Consider the following 17,361-nt stretch of genomic DNA (forward strand, 5'->3'; position numbering starts at 1 on the left):
TCCCCCTAAAGTCCGAATAAATATTCATCAGCCTCTTCGCGCGACCTGAACACCGTTACATCTTTATCGCTGTACTTTTCGAGCAGTTCATATATCTTCGGCAGATTTTTTTCGCGGAATTCTTTTATATGGTCCTCAAAATCGGGGTCAAGTTTTTCCTCGAACCAGGGCATATCGGGGCGCGGCGTGCCCAGCCGTTCCTTAGCGCCCGCCAGACAGACTTCTGTTGGCAGGTCAAACAGGAACACCTTATCGCATTTTTTTATGCGCTTTTCCATAGTGCGCTGATAGTTGCCGTCTATTATCCAGCTTTTTGTACACATGACAGTTTCCAGCCTGTGGTCGAAGACCTCCCGCGAAACAGTTGTGTGGTCGGGACGGTGGTAGATAAGGTCAAGGTGGAACAGCGCAAGCCCTGTCAGCGCGGAATATCTGCGCGCAAATGTGCTTTTGCCCGACCCCGGACACCCGATGACTATCACCCTGTCGGTGTTCATATGTCAAATTCGGCAAAATCGCCGCCCGCAGTTTCTTCCTCAGCCGCAGGCTTTGAATACTCAAAGCCGCCTGAGGTGATAGTTTCCGAAATGTTTATCTCAGGGTTCTGGAAAGCGATGTCGAGAAGTTCGATGAAATCGCGTATCACCTCACGGGGCGTGATGTGGCTGTCAGCCCCTATCCGCCCGAATTCGGTCTTGATGAAGACTATCATATCCTCCTGCGTTATGCGCTGTTCATAGCCGAAAAGCTGTGCGTGTATGTCAGCCAGCTTTTCGGTCAGCACAAGCATCTCCTCATAAGTCAGCGGGACAAGGTGTATCACAGGTGCGAGCATATCCCGTATGCCCTCGCGTCCGAAGCGCCCCTCAGCAAGGCGCGAGCGCAGTGCTTCATAGCTGTATACGCCCCGTCTGGTATCCTCTATGCACTGCGGAGTGCCGCCCATTATTATGCCGAGATACTTCGCCTTTCCCTGTAAAGTGTCGTTGTACATCGTAAGTATCTTTTCGTAGTTGTACTGTCTGGTGATGGCGTTGGGTATCTTGTATATGTTCACCAGTTCGTCCACCAGCACCAGCAGACCGCTGTAGCCCGCCATTTTCAGGAACATGGCGAACAGCTTTATGTACTCATACCAGTCATCGTCCGTGATGATGATGTTTACGCCAAGTTCGCCCTTAGCTTCTGTTTTGTTTACATATTCGCCCCTGAACCACTTGACTACTTTTGCTTTCTGTTCGTCATCACCCGAAACAGCCGCGCGGTAGTAGATAGTCAGCAGTCTTGCAAAGTCAAAGCCGTGAACCATCTCATTCAGTGCGTTTATCACCTGATATATCTTCTTCTCCACTTCTGCCGCAAATTCGGGCGAAGTCGGTTCGAGTCCGCTGTCAGCCGCCGCTTCTGCCTGCACACCGCTTATCCAGCGGTCGAGTATGAGCGTCAGCGCACCGCCGTCGGGACGTGTTTTGGTGGACATGTTGCGTATAAGTTCCTTGTAGGTCGCAAGACCCTGACCCTTTGTGCCTTGCAGACGGCGTTCGGGTGAAAGGTCGGCATCTACCACCACGAAATTCCTGTCCATCACATGGCTTCTGATGGTCTGCAAAAGAAAACTTTTGCCGCTGCCGTATTTGCCCACGATAAATCTGAAAGACGCACCGCCGTCCTCGATTATGTCAACATCGTGCAGAAGCGCATCTATCTCGACTTCTCTGCCCACTGTTATATACGGCAGACCTATTCTCGGCACAACGCCGCCTTTCAGTGAATTTATCACAGCCGAAGCTATCCTCTTTGGTATCTTCACGGAAGTATCATTCCTTTCAGTTCTTCTTCGTAATCCTCTATGACAACAGGCGTGTCACCGTCAAATGTCAGTACTGTATCTGCAAAAGCGTCATACAGCTTTTCATTTATGCTGTCAGCCATAAGTGACGGCATAGAACCGGTTTTCTGTGCCGCCTGACGGCAGTCGCCGCCGTATAAAATCGCCTGCATGAAAGCGTATTCTCCGTCATTCAGCGGCGTGCTGTTCTGCACAGCATCATCATGCTCCTCCTCTGCCGTGACAGTCGGTTCGGGCTGAGATGTCGGCTCATCATCGTACTCTTCTTCAACTATCAGCTTGTCACGTGTGATGGCGGCGGCGCGGCGTATGCTTCCCAGCTTTGAGAGGTCTATCTCGACTTTTGCGGCTTCTTCACGCTTTTTGCGTTCGGTCAGTTTATCTATCTGCTCGCTTATCACCTTTTGCATCTGCTTGGTTATGTCGGGGCATTGCAGGCTCTTTTTGAAGCCCAGCTTTGTCCGCATCATGCTGTCCACCGCCCGCAGGAGGTCGCCCAGTTTTTTCTTGCTGTGGGGCTTGCCCGAATATTCCTCGCAGTACCACAGCCCGTTTGAGAACACGTATCTGCGCACTTTGTCTATCTCATATACCGTGTGCTTTGTGACGCGGTGGTGGCAGAATACCGACATCGCGAACATGCTGTGGGTCGTGGTAGATATATTTCCGAAAAACTTGTAGAACAGGCTGTTCTGCCTGTGTGCGGCGTAGTAGGCGTTCAGTTCCAGATAGCTTCCCGCCGCCACTGCCGCAAAATCTTCGGGACAGGTCTTGTAGAAAGTCGAACGTTCTGCGTTGTAGGAAGAAAGTGTGTTCATTGCAGAAAACAGTTCTTCCTCAGAGTGTTCGGCAGGACTTTTCAGTGTCATAAGAGCCTTGTCAAATATTATGTTCTCACTGCATTCCAGAAGTGATATGTCAAGGTCGTAATATATCACCATGTCAAACAGCCATTTTTCGATGTAAGTCTTCAGCTTCGGCTGTAGTTCACCGTAGTGTTCGAGTATCATCTTCATGTTGCTGTAAGCGTCTATGCGTTTTTGTACGCCTATAAGATTTATCATCTCATAGCAGTAGATGAATATGTATGACAGGCTTATATCGGGGTATTCTCCCTTTCTGACCATAGTGCGCCAGCCAAAATAAGTGCGCTGCTGCGGCAGTGTCATATCTGAATATGTAGGTGAGTATTTTTCAAACGGAACAAAGTCAGTGCAGCTGTCTTCATAGCCAGCCATGAAATTTCCCTGTTTGTAGAAAAGCCACTCGCGCGATTTCCACTGTGCTTCGGGCAGGTAGACCATTCGGCGCATCTCCATCAGCTTAGGCGGAGTATCCTGCTTCGGTATAACATCCTGCACAAGCTGAGAAGCACGTTTTAAAATGGGTTCATCTTTATATATCTTATCACTGAGTTCTTTCAGCTTAGTGTCACCCATGATAAGTTCTATAAGGTCTTCGATATTTTTCAAGAATTGCACCTCCCGCACAATAGGTATACACACATATTATACCATATATCCCCGCCGATTTCAAGTCTTGACGGTACATCTTAACGGACTCGAAAAGCAAAAGCGGCAGTTCGCTGTATATTATAGCGGATATAACACCACTCTGAGAGCTGTCACGGCACGCTCGCCAAAAGCAGATATTTCAGCAAAAGCGCTTGACATTTTGAAAAAAAGGAGTTATAATATAACGGTAAACGAATAAACGGGGAGCTTGTAGGCAGGCTGAGAGGATAGCGACAGAGCTATCGACCCGCGACCTGATTTGGATAATGCCAACGTAGGGACATAACAAACCGAACTATCGGGGGACTGTTTTTGCGCGCAGTCCCCCTTTTTGTTGGCTGATGGGAGGTAAAGAAATGGTAAAGGTAAACGGCGATATCACTTCGTTTGACGGAAAGACCGTCACTGAACTGCTGGCTGAAAACGGCTACGACCCCAAAAGGGTAGCTGTTGAACTTAACCTCGATATCCTGCCGAAATCGCAGTATGACAGCACTGTGCTCAAAGACGGCGACAGCGTTGAAGTCGTCAGCTTTGTGGGGGGCGGTTAGATGATACCCACATGCGAGGATATGTATGGTGCGCTTGAAGCGCGTCACGGCAGAGAACTTCAAAAAAAACTGTCTGAGGCAAAAGTCGCCGTCTGCGGGCTGGGTGGCTTGGGCTCTAATGCGGCAGTGCATCTGGCGAGAGCAGGCGTGGGCGAACTGATGTTGTTTGATATGGATAAAGTGGATATCACTAATCTCCATCGTCAGCAGTATTTTACCGACCAGCTGGGTCAGCCGAAAGCGGCGGCACTTGCCGAAACACTCGGCAGGATAGCGCCATACTGCAAGATAACTGCCCATGAAGTCAAGCTGACCGAAGATAATATGGCTGAACTTCTGAAAGACTGCCATATAGTCTGCGAATGCTTTGACAAGGCAGACCGGAAAGCCATGCTTGTAAATTTCGTGCTGGAGAATTTTCCTGATAAGTATATGATCGCCGCTTCGGGCATGGCAGGGCTTGCCAGTGCCAACGAGATATGCACCAGACGGATAACGAAACATTTCTATCTCTGTGGTGACGGTCACACTGATGTGAATGAAGCAGGCACGCTGTTCGCATCAAGGGTGGCAGTTTGCGCGGCACATCAGGCTAATATGGTCATAAGGATAATAGCGGGCGAAACTGAGCCCTGAGGAAAGGATAAGATAAATATGGAAAACAATGACAAGCTGATAATAGGCGGGCATGAGTTCAATTCGAGATTCATACTCGGTTCGGGCAAGTACTCGCTTTCACTTATAAAAGCGGCTGTCGAGAATGCAGGCGCTGAGATAATCACGCTGGCAGTAAGACGCGCCAACACCAAAGAACACGAGAGCATACTCGACCATATCCCTGAGGGTGTCACACTTCTGCCGAATACTTCCGGTGCAAGAAATGCCGAAGAAGCTGTGCGCATAGCAAGGCTCGCCCGTGAACTTGGATGCGGCAATTTCGTAAAGATAGAGATAATGCGCGATACAAAGTACCTCCTGCCCGATAACGCAGAAACTATCAAGGCGACAGATATTCTGGCAAACGAGGGCTTTGTGGTAATGCCATACATGTATCCCGACCTCAATACCGCCCGCGACCTTGTTAATGCAGGTGCGGCTTCGGTAATGCCGCTGGCATCACCGATAGGTTCAAATAAAGGTCTTGCCACAAGGGATTTCATACAGATACTCATTGATGAGATAGACCTGCCTATCATCGTTGACGCAGGCATCGGCAGACCATCGCAGGCTTGCGAAGCTATGGAGATGGGCGCGGCGGCTGTAATGTCCAACACCGCACTTGCAACTGCGGGCGACCTGCCGATGATGGCTGACGCTTTCCGCAAGGCGATAGAAGCAGGCAGACAGGCTTACCTTTCGGGTCTGGGCAGAGTGCTTGTCAGGGGCGCATCACCCTCCGATACGCTGACGGGCTTCCTGAGGGACTAAGGGGGCGCTGACATGGAGAACAATTATATCTTCGACTCTGAGGGGCTTTCGGAAGAAGCACTGAGGCGCAAGCACAAGCTGGAAAATGACCCCTCCTGCCGCACCGACCACATGAAGTATATGGAAGGTCAGGAGCAGATAAAGAGCGATATCCGCGAGAAAGTCATGGCACATTTTAACAGCTATGATGCCTCTGCCTACACTGCAAAAGATGTTTCACGCGCCTTACAGCAGGCAACTATCGGCGTTGAAGAGTTCAAGGCACTGCTTTCGCCCGCCGCTGAACCTTTCCTTGAACAGATGGCTGAACGTGCAAGGGTGGAAACAAGAAAGCATTTCGGCAACACGGTCTACCTGTTCACACCGCTGTATATAGCCAATTACTGCGAGAATTACTGCGTTTACTGCGGCTTCAACTGCTATAATAAGATACGCCGCATGAAACTCAACATGGAGCAGATAGAGCATGAGATGAAAGTCATCGCGGACAGCGGCATGGAGGAGATACTTATACTCACAGGTGAGAGCAAAGCGATGAGCGATGTAAGGTACATCGGAGAAGCATGCAAGCTGGCACGCAAGTATTTCAGAATGGTGGGCGTTGAGATATACCCTGTCAATGTTGAGGACTACCGCTATCTCCACGAATGCGGCGTTGACTATGTCACCGTCTTTCAGGAAACTTATGACAGTGACAAGTACGAAACGCTCCATCTGGCAGGTCACAAGAGGGTGTGGCCTTACCGCTTTGAAGCGCAGGAAAGGGCGCTCATGGGCGGCATGAGAGGTGTTGCAGGGTCGGCATTGCTGGGACTTTCCGATTTCAGGAAAGATGCACTTGCCACTGCACTGCACATGTACTATCTGCAAAGAAAATACCCGCAGGCTGAGATATCACTGTCATGTCCCAGACTGCGCCCGATAGTCAACAACGACAAGATAGACCCGCTGGACGTCCGTGAAAAACAGCTTTGTCAGGTGCTTTGCGCTTACAGACTTTTCCTGCCGTTTGCAGGCATCACCGTTTCTTCCAGAGAGTCGAAGAGTTTCCGTGACGGCATCGTGAAGATAGCCGCAACTAAGATATCTGCGGGCGTTTCCACAGGTATCGGTGACCATGAGAGCAAGTACACAGGCAAGGAGAATGCCGAAGAGGGCGACGAGCAGTTCGAGATAGCCGACAGCCGCAGTTTTGAAACGATGTACAAGGATATGTCGGACGAGGGGCTTCAGCCTGTGCTGAACGACTATCTGTATGTGTAAGGTAGTCTGCGTAACTGCGCTGACACTTTGCGAAAACGCCCATAAACAGCTTGAGAAGATAGCTGAGAGCGGCGCTGATATGCTGGTGCTTCGGGCAAAAGAACTGACTGAGGACGAGTATAAAAAGCTGGCGGCGCGGGTCATGGAGATGTTTGCTGAGAGCAGTACGAAAGTTGTGCTTCACAACTTTGTGGGTGCGGCGCTGGAACTTGGCGCGGAATGTATCCACCTGCCGCTGGGGGTACTGCGCGGGCTTGATGATGACACAAAGTCAAAATTCAGGCTGATAGGCGCTTCATGCCACTCGACGGAAGATGCGCTGGAAGCGCAGACTCTGGGGGCAGGTTATGTGACGGCGGGTCATGTTTTTAAGACCGACTGCAAGAAAGGTCTTGCAGGGCGCGGGCTTGACTTTGTGCGAAAAGTCAGCGGTGCGGTGGATATACCTGTTTACGGTATAGGCGGCATCTCGCCCGAAAATGCGGGGAAGGTCATTCGTGCGGGCGCTGACGGAGTGTGTGTGATGAGCGGCTTCATGTCGGGCGAACCGCACATGCTTACAGAAAAACTCAGGGAAGTGATGAATATGAGGATAACAGGCGATAAGCTGAGGCTTTACGCAATTACAGACCCCGCGCTCGTTAAAGAGCGGGGGATAGTCAGCTGTGTGGAAAGTGCGCTCAAAGGCGGCGCGAACATCATTCAGCTGAGGGACAAGCAGTGCGGTCATGAGGGGCTTGTGGCGCAGGCAAGGGAACTTCTGCCTGTATGCCATAAGTACGGTGCGCCGCTGATAGTCAATGATGACTGGCAGGCTGCCATAGAAGCAGGCGCAGACGGTGTCCATGTGGGCATAGAGGACGCACCTGTTGACGAGATAAGGGCGAAAGCAGGCGGCGGCTTCATGATCGGGGCGACTGCAAAGACTGTCGCGCAGGCGCAGAACGCTCAGGCGGCGGGGGCTGACTATTTAGGCGTTGGGGCACTGTTCCCGTCGCCCACAAAGACAAATGCGATACCTGTCAGCAAGGCGCTTTTCAGTGAGATAGCAGGCGCTGTGAGCATACCATGTGTAGCCATCGGCGGCATAAGCCTTGAAAATATAGGCACGCTTGCGGGCATGGGTGCAGAAGGATTTGCGGTAGTTTCGGCGGTTTTCGGGGCTGACGATATCGAAAGCAGGACGGCGCGGCTGAAAGAACTGATAAGCGGAATGTTCTGATAAAATGCGCAGATGACCGACCGCAACGGCGGAACGTTCTGCGCTGAATGATATAAAGAGCGGCATATCGGGGGCACCACCTTATGTCGCTATACAAAACCAATGCTAGTAAACGAGAGGAGTAATACTATGAGAACAGCATTGAGCATCGCGGGAAGCGATTCCAGCGGAGGCGCCGGGATACAGGCAGATATCAAGACAATGACGGCAAACGGCGTTTTCGCCATGACAGCCGTTACTGCCCTGACTGCACAGAACACGACGGGCGTTTCGGGGATAATGGAGGTAACTCCCGCTTTTCTTGCCGAACAGCTTGACCGTGTATTTGAGGATATTTTTCCCGACGCTGTAAAAATAGGCATGGTATCATCGGCGGCGCTGATAGAAGCCATAGCTGACAAGCTGACAGAGTATAAGGCGAAGAACATCGTGCTTGACCCTGTTATGGTGGCTACCAGCGGGGCAAGGCTCATCAGTGAGGAAGCTATCGATACGCTGAAAAAAAGGCTGATACCCCTTGCTGAGGTCATCACGCCCAACATTCCAGAAGCGGAAGTGCTGGCGGGTACTGAGATACGTTCGGCTGATGATATGGAGAAAGCGGCAGAGCAGATATTCGCGGAGTACGGCTGTGCTGTGCTTTTAAAAGGCGGTCATCAGCTCAACGATGCCAACGACCTGCTGGTGGGCAGGGGAGTGAAAAAGTGGTTCGAGGGCAAACGCATCGACAACCCCAACACTCACGGCACAGGCTGTACGCTTTCAAGTGCCATAGCATCAAATCTTGCAAAGGGCTATGCGCTGGACGAAGCTGTTGAGAGAGCAAAGAGGTATATCTCAGGTGCGCTGGCGGCTATGCTCGATCTGGGGCATGGCAGCGGACCGATGGATCACGCATTTGCGATAGACAATGAATTTACAGCAGAAAGGAAAAATTGACATGAGAGAATATGCAACACAGATGGAAGCCGCAAAGAAAGGCATCATCACACCCGAAATGAAGATCGTAGCCGAAAAGGAGTATATCGACCCCGAAGAACTCCGCGCACTGGTGGCTAAGGGCGAGGTGGCTATACCCTGCAACATAAACCACAAGGCTATTTCCCCTGAGGGCATCGGCACAAGAATGCGCACAAAGATAAACGTTAATCTGGGCATATCGGGCGATGCTAAGGACTACGAAAAGGAAATGCAGAAAGTCGAACTGGCACACAAGTTCGGTGCTGAGGCGATCATGGATCTTTCAAATTACGGCAAGACCAACACTTTCAGGCGCGAACTGATAGCAAAGTCGCCTGCTATGATAGGCACTGTGCCGATGTACGATGCTATCGGCTATCTGGAGAAGGATCTGCTGGAGATAACCGCTGAGGATTTCCTGAAAGTTGTACGCGCACATGCAGAAGAGGGCGTGGACTTTATGACCATTCACGCAGGTATAAACAGACGCGCTGTTGAGGCTTTCATGCGCGAGGGCAGAAAGATGAACATAGTTTCGCGCGGCGGCTCACTGCTTTTTGCGTGGATGATGATGACAGGCAACGAGAACCCGTTCTACGAGCATTATGATGAAGTGCTGGAGATACTCCGTGAGTTCGACTGCACTATCAGTCTGGGCGATGCACTGCGTCCCGGCTGTATAGATGATGCTACCGATGCAGGTCAGATCGCCGAACTTATCGAACTGGGTCACCTGACACAGAGGGCTTGGGAGAAAGATGTTCAGGTAATGGTCGAGGGTCCCGGTCACATGGCTATGAACGAGATAGAAGCAAACATGCGTTTGCAGAAGCGCATCTGCCACAATGCGCCTTTCTATGTGCTGGGTCCTGTTGTTACCGATATTTTCCCCGGCTACGACCACATCACGACTGCCATTGGCGGCGCTATCGCGGCTTCCAGCGGTGCTGATTTCCTCTGCTATGTTACACCCGCAGAGCATCTCAGACTGCCTGATGTCAACGATGTAAAGGAGGGCATTATTGCCAGCAAGATTGCCGCTCATGCTGCTGACATAGCTAAGGGCGTTCCTCACGCAAGGGACAAGGACAACGCTATGGCAGAAGCAAGGCACAAGGTCGAGTGGGAGGAGATGTTCAAGATAGCTTTTGACCCCGAAAAGGCAAGGGAGTATTTTGAAAGCACACCGCCCGCTGACAGACACACATGTTCGATGTGCGGCAAGATGTGCGCCGTTCGCACCACTAATATGATACTCGAAGGCAAGACCGTAGAGTTCTGCTCGGAAAAGTAACAGTACAAAAAATAGCCCCCGTACTCAGCTGAGTGCGGGGGTTTTGTGTTTACCTTTCCAATTCTGCAAGATATTCAAGGGAATAGTCCATAAGGTAGTCTTTGCCGTCATCAAACAGGGCGGTGAGCGCCTGATTGTTGTAAGGGACTTTAATATCCACCTCAATGCCCGACTGATAGTCTGTGCCGCTGTCGATGAATACAGAGCCGTCCTTATTCAGCATGAGGGAACTTGAAAAGCTGAACATTCCTAAGTCGAGATCTGTCGGTGTTACGCCCTGCGCCGAGCCTGAACTTTCGGTAAAGCCGATTATCGTGGTGTTGTCAAAGCCCGACATCAGCTTGGTTATGTGGTCGGCGGCACTGACGGAATGGGCTGTCACCAGCACGATTATCCTGCCTTCGTCACCGAGAATATTTTCGCCGTCAAAAACTATATCGTGGTCGGTCTTCCACTTGCCGCCGCCTTCACTTTTGTAGCAGTGAGAGGTGTCGTCCCAGTAGGCATCGGTCACGTAGTAGTGTTCACCCTCAGGGGCGAACAGCTGTGCTATCGCCTTGACCATACTGCCCGAACCGCCGTTGTTCTCGCGAATATCAATTACTATATCACGAACGCCCTGTTCTTTCAGTGCAAGAATGTTCTCGCGTATCTCTTTCTGCATGGCGGCATGGTCATCTTTTTCGGAAATGCTGTCAAATGACATGGTCTTTATGCGCAGGCAGGCGGTGGTGTCATTCAGCTTTGTGACAGTCATGTGTCCCACGTTAAGACCCTGATTGATAGTTTCATAAGCATCTTTACAGCGCGAATAGTAGTCATCGTTCAGCTTTGGCAGAGTTATGGTCTGCTGAACGCCGTCATCGTCGGTATAGACCAGTTCGGCGGTTTCGCCGCCTGTGCCTGCGGCGAAAAATCCCTCGTAGAACTTTGCGTTGTCCTCGTCGGCATAGTTCTGCATCTCATAAAGTTCAGACTGCTTGTCGGCTTCGGCGGGGGAGATACCGTTCCAGCTGATGACGGGTGTGCCGTTGTGTATTCCTTTAGCTTTCAGGCTGTCATCTACCTGCACCGCCGCGAAAGAACCGTCAGCCAGCTTTGTTATGACCAGCCCGTAGTCATTTCCGCCTGCACATTTTTTTGCGGCTTTGTTGGTTTCTTCATCGGTGATGTAGTTTACATGCAGGTCATGGAACTCAGCGCAGAATTTCGCCCAGACTATCTCGTTGCGCACCTTGTCGTGGGCTTTTTCGGCTTCCTCGAACTGTGGGAGGTATTTGGCGTAGAGTGCGTCCCAGTCTATCTCTTTTTCTTCCGAAAGAACATAGTGGGCTTTCATTTTGTTGAAGCCGTTATTGAAATTCTTCACCAGATCGGGGGTGCGGTAGCCGCCGACAAGGGTGCAGAGTGGAAGTGCTGTCAGCCCCAGCACAGCCGCCGTGACGGAAGCTATCTTTCGCGGCTTTTTTTCGGGCTTTGCAAGACCGATGACGAACACTGCTGCCGCGATATATGCGGGAAGCATCAGCTTTTCAAAGCCCGCGAGGTAGGTGAGTATCGCGGTGAGAAAGGCGGGGACGAGCCAGCAGATGCGCCAGCGCGAACTCATGACCTTTTCGGCGTAGTTCGCCAGTGCCCAAAGCAGTACACTGCAAAGGGGCATAAGTGCGATGATGACAAGGTCGATATTTTTAATACTATCCATTTTTTTGCCCCCTTATTCTATATCGTCTTTGTGGAAGTAGCTGTATGCCGCCCAGAGGTATGCCGCGCCTGCCGCCAGCGAAGAAATGATGATGCGTACAGCAAGTGCAGTGTCGATATTGGGGTCGTAGATGACCTGTGCATCACGTTCAAGCCCGAAAGTCGCCCAATAGTCGAAGTGCAGAAGGTTCTGTATGCTTGTGAATGCCAGCACTGCGCCTGTGGGGTCAGCCTGCGCGGGCAGAAGCGTAAGAATGCACATGTAGCCGTAGCAAGCCAGAAAAGCATAACCCGGACGTTTGATGATGTATGTCAGCAGTATGTAAAAGCATATCTGTCTGAAAAACGGGAATGCCATCAGCAGTATGCGCGTAACTGCCGCGCTGACGGGTATGCTGTTGCCCCAGCCTGTCAGCAGGGAGTATAAAGTCAGCGGTAATACCATCATCAGAGATCCCAGCAGTATGTTGAAAACGACAGTGACCGTCACCCTCGCGACGAATGACTGCTTTCTCAGTCTGCCAGACATAAGTTCATAATTGGCAGTTTTGTCCTTGAAATCATCACCTGTGAAGAATGAAACGAAAAATCCCGAAAATCCCAGAAACAGCGTTGCGATCATGCCGCAGCGGGTGAAAAAGTCTGAGGCTGTCAGAAGCATTCCCTCGTCAAGGTCATCTGCGCCGTTGAGATATTCAGACACGCCGAAAAGCACCGCCAGCGCCAGACATGCGATAAGTACCCAGAAGTAAACTCTTGTGCGCAGTATCTGGTATATCTGCGCCCTTATAAGGTCTTTCATGCGCTCACCCCATATCTTTCTTTCTGAATGCCAGATAGCCCAGCACCCCGAATATCACTATGCCCAGCATTCCTGCCGCCATGCCGTGTAAAGCGGTGGAAGTCCGGAGCAGGTCTTTTACTACCATTATATCTTTCTCTTCGGCAAAGCCGTAGCCGTAATTTTCAGGGCAGAGAAGTGTGGTCATATTGTAGAACGACATGCAGTACATGGGTATTATCTTGCCTGAGAACATCTCCTGAATTAACAATGATAGTATCATTTCCAGAAATGTCAGCACATAACCCAGTGCGCACACCAATACGGGGCTTTTGAATATAAAGCTGACCATAGCGTAGAACATTGTAAGGCGCATTATGGGTAGAAGTGCCGATACCCAGCGCAGTATGACATCTGAAACGGGGACTGTGTAGCCCCAGCCGTATATGGCGCTGATGATAAGTGTCGGCACAGCAAACAGTATCACTGTCAGCAGAGTGTTCACCAAAAGGCTGACAATGATCCTGCCGCAGTATACGTATATTCGCTTTGTGCCTGAAAGCATCTCATAGTTCATGGTCTTGTCTTTCATGTCGCCTGCGCATATTATGGCAGTGTAAAGCATCACGAACATCGGCAGGCATTCTGAATACATTTCAGCCGAATTTACGGCGAAACAGCTTCCGTTCAACTGTTCGCTGCCGAAGCCTTCTGCCGCAAAGAAAAGCACAAGTATCGCTGCGCTTACGATGAGTATGATATAGGTACTAATGCTTCTTGACAGCTGATATATCTGCGCTTTTATCACGTTGAACATCGTCATCACCTACCAGTTTCATATAGTATTCTTCGAGATTTGCATCGTGCATGTGTATCTCGGTGGGTATGATATTATTCTCGAAAAGGGTCTTTGATATGAGCCTTATATCCTCTGTTTTTTCGTAGAGGTGAACCGAGCCGTCTTTCTGCACAGTGAAGTCTTTCAGCCTCAGCTTGTTTTCAAGCACAGCAGGCATCAGCGAATTGTTGTCGGTGCTGATGCGTAAGTATTCGTGGCAGGTGCGTTTCAGGTCATCTGCGGATATATCCTGCACTATCTCGCCGTGACGAATGAAGAGATAATCGGTACACAGCAGAGAGAGTTCACTCAGCAGGTGAGAGGATATGAGTATGGTAACATGCTCTTCGCGGTTGAGTTTCAGCAGAAGTTCGCGTATCTCAACGATGCCTTCGGGGTCAAGACCGTTCACGGGTTCGTCAAGCACCATTATTTCGGGCTTTGTCAGCATAGCGCCCGCGATGCCCAGTCTTTGCTTCATGCCCAGTGAGAAATTCTTGACGACTTTTTTGCCTGTATCGGCAAGTCCCACCATCTCAAGGACTTCCTTGATGCGCCACTTATCGGGCAGACCTTTTTGCAGGCGGAGTTTCTCCATGTTCTGCATGGCGGTCATATTCTGTTTTGCGTATGGCGTTTCTATCATAAAACTCATCCTGCTTCGCGAGTGTGCAAGACCTTTCTCATCGCGCTCACCGAATATCTCCATACTTCCTGAGGTGGGTATGGTCAGCCCGCCCAGCATTTTCATTATGGTTGTCTTGCCTGCGCCGTTTGGTCCAACAAGACCGCATATCATGCCCTTGCGTATCTTAAAGCTGACCTCCTTTACGACTGTGTTTTTCATGTACTGTTTTGTCAGCGATGATGCTGTCATTATCGTATCAGACATTTTTGTTCGCTCCTTTCGGGTATCTGGAAATTTCCTTGATATTATAGTAAAATACAAACATAAAGAATTTCTTAAATAAAATCAGTGTTTACAAAAAGTTCACAAATATATGGGCAACAAAAAAGCGGTCAGCCCGTACCGCTTTTTTATGTTCTGAATTTTATCGTGATGGTCAGCATATTGCCGCTGACATCGGCACTTACCTCGCCGCCCTGTTTTTCAGCCAGCAGTCTGACGATATAAAGTCCCAGACCTGCACCGCCGCCGCCGCGTGCTTTATCTCCGCGATAGGTGCGCTCGAAAAGCCTTTCGGCAGAGATGTCCCCGCTGTGTACAGGGTTGGAAATGCTGACACTGCCGTTCTCGCTGAGTTTCAGCATGAAACTTTTGCGGGAGTATTTCAGTACATTCCCCAGCAGATTGCCCAGCATTCGTCTGACAAGCCCTTCATCAGCCTGCACGAAGACTGTCTTTGGCGGGAAGCTGATATCGGGTTCAAGTCCCGCTGAGGTGATAACGCCCTCGTTTTCGGCAATAAACTGCATCAGCAGGCGGGTCATATCCACCTTTTCGAGAGTGACCTCAGCGCGGTCGCTTTCAAGCACAGCAAGCTCAAAAAACTCATCTGTCATGGTTTTAAGCTGACCCGTCTTTTCGAGGCATATCTCGGCATAGCTTCGGCTTTTGGGGGAGAGGTCGGTGTCACGCAGGATAAGCTGTAGGTCGCCTTTGATGACTGCCATCGGGGTGCGCAGGTCGTGCGCTATATCCGACACCGACTGTTTCAGAGCGAGTTCAGCCTGTTCAGCATCTATCTTTAGGCGGCGCTGATTGTCGATGGTATGGTTTATGGTGTTTGCAAGGTCATTTGCGTCCTTATCGAAAAGCTGTATAAGCAGAAGCCTGTCATAATCGGCATGGTTGGTGCGTTCAAGTCCCCGCGTCATATTGCGCAGCTGATGTTTCAGCGCCAGCAGGTAGCTGAGAAGTGCGATGCTGACAACTGACAGAATAACTATCGCCCAGACCATCAGCCTTCACCTTTAAGGCGGTAGCCGATGCCCCATACCGTGTCGATGAAGTCGCGCCCGCCTGCTTTTTTCAGTTTGCTTCGCAGGTTGCTGACATGTACGTTTATGGTGTTGTCCTCATAGTAGTAGGTGTCGTTCCAGACGCTTTCATAGAGTTCTGCTTTGGTGTAAACTTTCTGCGGGTGTTCCATGAAAAGGCGCAGCAGCATCAGTTCTTTTGCGGTAAGTCTGACCGCTGTGCCGTCTAGCGTTACGGAGTTTTCGGTGTTGTTGAGGACTATCCCGCCTACTTCAAGGCTGTCAGAATGCTGACTGCCTGCCGTCCGCCTAAGGACGACTTCGATGCGCACCAGCACTTCATCAATGTCAAATGGCTTGATAATGTAGTCATCAGCCCCCAGCCGCAGGACTTCCAGCTTTGTTTCCATCATCGACTTTGCAGAAATAACGATAACAGGTGTCTGCGAAGTTTCACGAATCTCAGCTATAAGGCGCTCACCGCTTTTGTATGGCAGCATAAGATCCATCAGAACCAGATCAAAGTTTTCAGCTTTAAGCAGCCGTGAAGCCTCACTGCCGTCAAATGCCTGAACTGCTTCGTATCCGCTGTCGGTAAGCAGTCTGAAGAGTATGTTGTTTATCTCGCGGTCGTCTTCTATGACAGCTATTTTGTATTTCATTGTCATCTCCTGCCTTTCAGAAAGCATCATATATCAGATCATGTTCTCCGATGTTTATAGCAATCCGCCTTAAAATTCAGACAAAATCCAGTCACAAAATCCATATATCCGAGCTTTTGCGACTGGATTTTGTGAATTTAAATAGTTGGATTGCTATAGTATAACATTTTTTTCGTGCCTTGTAAAGACCGCAAAAAAACTCCCGAATGTGGCAGCATTCGTGAGCGGGAGATGTGTTATTTTATGTGGTTATCCCGCTGATACATCACAAAAACAGCGGCTATACAAAATTTAAGGTGCTTGGCGTATATCTTTCCCCTGCCGCAGGCGGGGGAAGATATTGGGCGCTCAATTATCCTTTTGTTTACCGCGTTTTCAGTTGGTGTGCTAAAGGGATAGTCATATTATTTTATTTTTCTGATGCCTTTGACATGTGCTGAAAGCAGCGATATGTCGGTGACATTGACATAGCTGTCCTTGTTGACATCTGCACGCCTTAAGCAAGCTGCTGAAAGCATCTTTATGCCTTTTACCTGTCCCGCAGCAAGCGAGATATCTGACACATTTATCCTGCCGTCGCCGTTGACATCGCCCTTTTTGTTTGTTTCGCCGTCGGTGGTGTCATCATCGGCGGGTACAGGGGTGGAGAATGTGGTGTCAGGTGTATCGGGGTCGAGTATCTCATAAGGGACAGACGAATTGACCGCATATATGTAAGCCTGCGAGTTCATGAAACATTTCAGCTTGAAACCCTTTATATCCACGTACTCGGCGTTTTCGTCATCGCTTATGGTGAAGCCGAAGGCGGCTGTGCCTATCTCGCTGACACTGAATGGAAGAGTCACCGTTTTTAGTGAAGTACAGCCGAGGAATGCTTCGCTCTCAAATTCAATGCCGTTATCGGGTACTGTAAGTGATGATAGGGATGTGCAGTCAGCAAACGCAGCTTCGCGCACATATTTCAGCGAATCGGGCAGGACTACTTTTTTCAGCCCTGTGCATCCGCTGAATGCGCAGATGCCTATTTCCTTTACACCGTTCGGTATGGTCACGGAAGTTATGCCGTCAAGCATGGAGAAAGCATCATCTCCGATGGCTACGACTTTTGCGCCGCCTATCTTTGAGGGTATCTCCAGTGCGCCATAGACTGCGTCACAGGCGGTTATCTTCACGCCGCCGCTGACTTTTTCATATGTGAATTTTCCGTAGTTTTCTGCCGATGCGGTGAATGCGGTGTCAAGTCTGACTGTGGGTGTCACGGTATATCCACCGAAAACGAGTACCGCAGCCGCTGTGAAAGCTGCGAGTTTTTTATTCTTCATTGAAAAGACCTCACTTATATTACAAATATGTG

At 50.1% G+C, this 17,361-nt stretch carries 17 protein-coding genes and 1 riboswitch; of the genes, 7 read left to right on the forward strand and 10 right to left on the reverse strand.

Going from position 1 to position 17,361, the window contains the following annotated elements; all coding sequences use genetic code 11:
• Positions 1 to 5: 5 nt before the first annotated feature.
• Genes CUS_RS17450 through CUS_RS17460 form a run of 3 tightly spaced genes read right to left on the reverse strand, consistent with a single transcriptional unit; the run spans position 6 to position 3,321 of the window.
• Positions 6 to 497: a hypothetical protein gene (locus CUS_RS17450; protein WP_002853430.1), complete on the reverse strand. Its 492-nt coding sequence runs from the start codon at positions 495 to 497 to the stop codon at positions 6 to 8.
• A complete protein-coding gene (locus CUS_RS17455) occupies positions 494 to 1,810 on the reverse strand; it encodes an ATP-binding protein (RefSeq protein WP_002853466.1) in 1,317 nt (438 codons plus the stop codon). The genes CUS_RS17450 and CUS_RS17455 overlap by 4 nt, the downstream gene beginning before the upstream one ends.
• The gene (locus tag CUS_RS17460) at positions 1,807 to 3,321 is read right to left on the reverse strand and encodes a TerB N-terminal domain-containing protein (protein WP_002853320.1); all 1,515 of its coding nucleotides are present in this window, start codon (positions 3,319 to 3,321) and stop codon (positions 1,807 to 1,809) included. Before CUS_RS17460 ends, CUS_RS17455 begins: the two co-directional genes overlap by 4 nt.
• 232 nt (positions 3,322 to 3,553) lie before the next feature.
• A riboswitch (TPP riboswitch) is annotated at positions 3,554 to 3,661 on the forward strand.
• Between the two features lie 58 nt (positions 3,662 to 3,719).
• Between CUS_RS17460 and thiS the strand changes: the two genes are divergently transcribed.
• The 7 genes from thiS to thiC all read left to right on the forward strand — a co-directional run bounded on the left by thiS (position 3,720) and on the right by thiC (position 10,081).
• Positions 3,720 to 3,914 carry a sulfur carrier protein ThiS gene (gene thiS, locus CUS_RS17465; protein ID WP_002853258.1) on the forward strand — a complete coding sequence of 65 codons (195 nt, stop codon included), beginning with the start codon at positions 3,720 to 3,722 and terminating at the stop codon, positions 3,912 to 3,914.
• On the forward strand, positions 3,915 to 4,550 hold the full coding sequence (thiF, locus tag CUS_RS17470) for a sulfur carrier protein ThiS adenylyltransferase ThiF (protein WP_002853391.1): 636 nt from the start codon (positions 3,915 to 3,917) through the stop codon (positions 4,548 to 4,550). It abuts the gene before it with no gap.
• Positions 4,551 to 4,568: 18 nt separating this feature from the next.
• Positions 4,569 to 5,342, forward strand: coding sequence for a thiazole synthase (locus tag CUS_RS17475; RefSeq protein WP_002853432.1), 774 nt, complete (start codon positions 4,569 to 4,571; stop codon positions 5,340 to 5,342).
• Positions 5,343 to 5,354: 12 nt separating this feature from the next.
• A complete protein-coding gene (gene thiH, locus CUS_RS17480) occupies positions 5,355 to 6,605 on the forward strand; it encodes a 2-iminoacetate synthase ThiH (protein WP_002853279.1) in 1,251 nt (416 codons plus the stop codon).
• Positions 6,598 to 7,827: a thiamine phosphate synthase gene (gene thiE, locus CUS_RS20580; protein WP_002853274.1), complete on the forward strand. Its 1,230-nt coding sequence runs from the start codon at positions 6,598 to 6,600 to the stop codon at positions 7,825 to 7,827. Before thiH ends, thiE begins: the two co-directional genes overlap by 8 nt.
• Positions 7,828 to 7,956: 129 nt before the next feature.
• Entirely contained in the window at positions 7,957 to 8,766 is an 810-nt protein-coding gene (gene thiD / locus CUS_RS17495; RefSeq protein WP_002853445.1) for a bifunctional hydroxymethylpyrimidine kinase/phosphomethylpyrimidine kinase, read from the forward strand.
• A 1-nt stretch (position 8,767) separates the two neighbouring features.
• Positions 8,768 to 10,081, forward strand: coding sequence for a phosphomethylpyrimidine synthase ThiC (gene thiC, locus CUS_RS17500; RefSeq protein ID WP_002853354.1), 1,314 nt, complete (start codon positions 8,768 to 8,770; stop codon positions 10,079 to 10,081).
• 49 nt (positions 10,082 to 10,130) lie between these two features.
• On the opposite strand, the gene CUS_RS17505 is transcribed toward thiC, so the two are convergent.
• From CUS_RS17505 to CUS_RS17535, 7 genes are all read right to left on the reverse strand, one after another.
• Entirely contained in the window at positions 10,131 to 11,786 is a 1,656-nt protein-coding gene (locus tag CUS_RS17505; protein WP_002853413.1) for a S41 family peptidase, read from the reverse strand.
• 12 nt (positions 11,787 to 11,798) lie between these two features.
• Complete coding sequence (locus CUS_RS17510) at positions 11,799 to 12,587, reverse strand: hypothetical protein (RefSeq protein WP_002853452.1); 789 nt, start codon at positions 12,585 to 12,587, stop codon at positions 11,799 to 11,801.
• A gap of 4 nt (positions 12,588 to 12,591) precedes the next feature.
• Positions 12,592 to 13,383, reverse strand: a complete 792-nt coding sequence (locus CUS_RS17515; RefSeq protein WP_037277925.1) for an ABC transporter permease subunit — start codon at positions 13,381 to 13,383, stop codon at positions 12,592 to 12,594.
• On the reverse strand, positions 13,334 to 14,296 hold the full coding sequence (locus CUS_RS17520) for an ABC transporter ATP-binding protein (RefSeq protein ID WP_002853406.1): 963 nt from the start codon (positions 14,294 to 14,296) through the stop codon (positions 13,334 to 13,336). Before CUS_RS17520 ends, CUS_RS17515 begins: the two co-directional genes overlap by 50 nt.
• A 146-nt stretch (positions 14,297 to 14,442) precedes the next feature.
• Entirely contained in the window at positions 14,443 to 15,327 is an 885-nt protein-coding gene (locus tag CUS_RS17525; RefSeq protein ID WP_002853298.1) for a sensor histidine kinase, read from the reverse strand.
• Entirely contained in the window at positions 15,327 to 16,007 is a 681-nt protein-coding gene (locus CUS_RS17530; protein ID WP_002853383.1) for a response regulator transcription factor, read from the reverse strand. Before CUS_RS17530 ends, CUS_RS17525 begins: the two co-directional genes overlap by 1 nt.
• A gap of 404 nt (positions 16,008 to 16,411) precedes the next feature.
• Positions 16,412 to 17,329: a leucine-rich repeat protein gene (locus CUS_RS17535; protein WP_002853229.1), complete on the reverse strand. Its 918-nt coding sequence runs from the start codon at positions 17,327 to 17,329 to the stop codon at positions 16,412 to 16,414.
• Between the last annotated feature and the right edge of the window lie 32 nt (positions 17,330 to 17,361).

Origin of the sequence: Hominimerdicola alba 8 (assembly GCF_000178155.2) — a bacterium.
GTDB lineage: Bacteria > Bacillota > Clostridia > Oscillospirales > Ruminococcaceae > Hominimerdicola > Hominimerdicola alba_C.

Excerpts from the sequence above, each read along its gene's own strand:
- CUS_RS17450 (WP_002853430.1), bottom strand. The coding sequence starts at position 497 with ATGAACACCGACAGGGTGATAGTCATCGGGTGTCCGGGGTCGGGCAAA.
- thiS (WP_002853258.1), top strand. The coding sequence starts at position 3,720 with ATGGTAAAGGTAAACGGCGATATCACTTCGTTTGACGGAAAGACCGTC.
- thiF (WP_002853391.1), top strand. The coding sequence starts at position 3,915 with ATGATACCCACATGCGAGGATATGTATGGTGCGCTTGAAGCGCGTCAC.
- CUS_RS17475 (WP_002853432.1), top strand. The coding sequence starts at position 4,569 with ATGGAAAACAATGACAAGCTGATAATAGGCGGGCATGAGTTCAATTCG.
- thiH (WP_002853279.1), top strand. The coding sequence starts at position 5,355 with ATGGAGAACAATTATATCTTCGACTCTGAGGGGCTTTCGGAAGAAGCA.
- thiE (WP_002853274.1), top strand. The coding sequence starts at position 6,598 with ATGTGTAAGGTAGTCTGCGTAACTGCGCTGACACTTTGCGAAAACGCC.
- thiD (WP_002853445.1), top strand. The coding sequence starts at position 7,957 with ATGAGAACAGCATTGAGCATCGCGGGAAGCGATTCCAGCGGAGGCGCC.
- thiC (WP_002853354.1), top strand. The coding sequence starts at position 8,768 with ATGAGAGAATATGCAACACAGATGGAAGCCGCAAAGAAAGGCATCATC.
- CUS_RS17505 (WP_002853413.1), bottom strand. The coding sequence starts at position 11,786 with ATGGATAGTATTAAAAATATCGACCTTGTCATCATCGCACTTATGCCC.
- CUS_RS17510 (WP_002853452.1), bottom strand. The coding sequence starts at position 12,587 with ATGAAAGACCTTATAAGGGCGCAGATATACCAGATACTGCGCACAAGA.
- CUS_RS17515 (WP_037277925.1), bottom strand. The coding sequence starts at position 13,383 with ATGTTCAACGTGATAAAAGCGCAGATATATCAGCTGTCAAGAAGCATT.
- CUS_RS17520 (WP_002853406.1), bottom strand. The coding sequence starts at position 14,296 with ATGTCTGATACGATAATGACAGCATCATCGCTGACAAAACAGTACATG.
- CUS_RS17525 (WP_002853298.1), bottom strand. The coding sequence starts at position 15,327 with ATGGTCTGGGCGATAGTTATTCTGTCAGTTGTCAGCATCGCACTTCTC.
- CUS_RS17530 (WP_002853383.1), bottom strand. The coding sequence starts at position 16,007 with ATGAAATACAAAATAGCTGTCATAGAAGACGACCGCGAGATAAACAAC.
- CUS_RS17535 (WP_002853229.1), bottom strand. The coding sequence starts at position 17,329 with ATGAAGAATAAAAAACTCGCAGCTTTCACAGCGGCTGCGGTACTCGTT.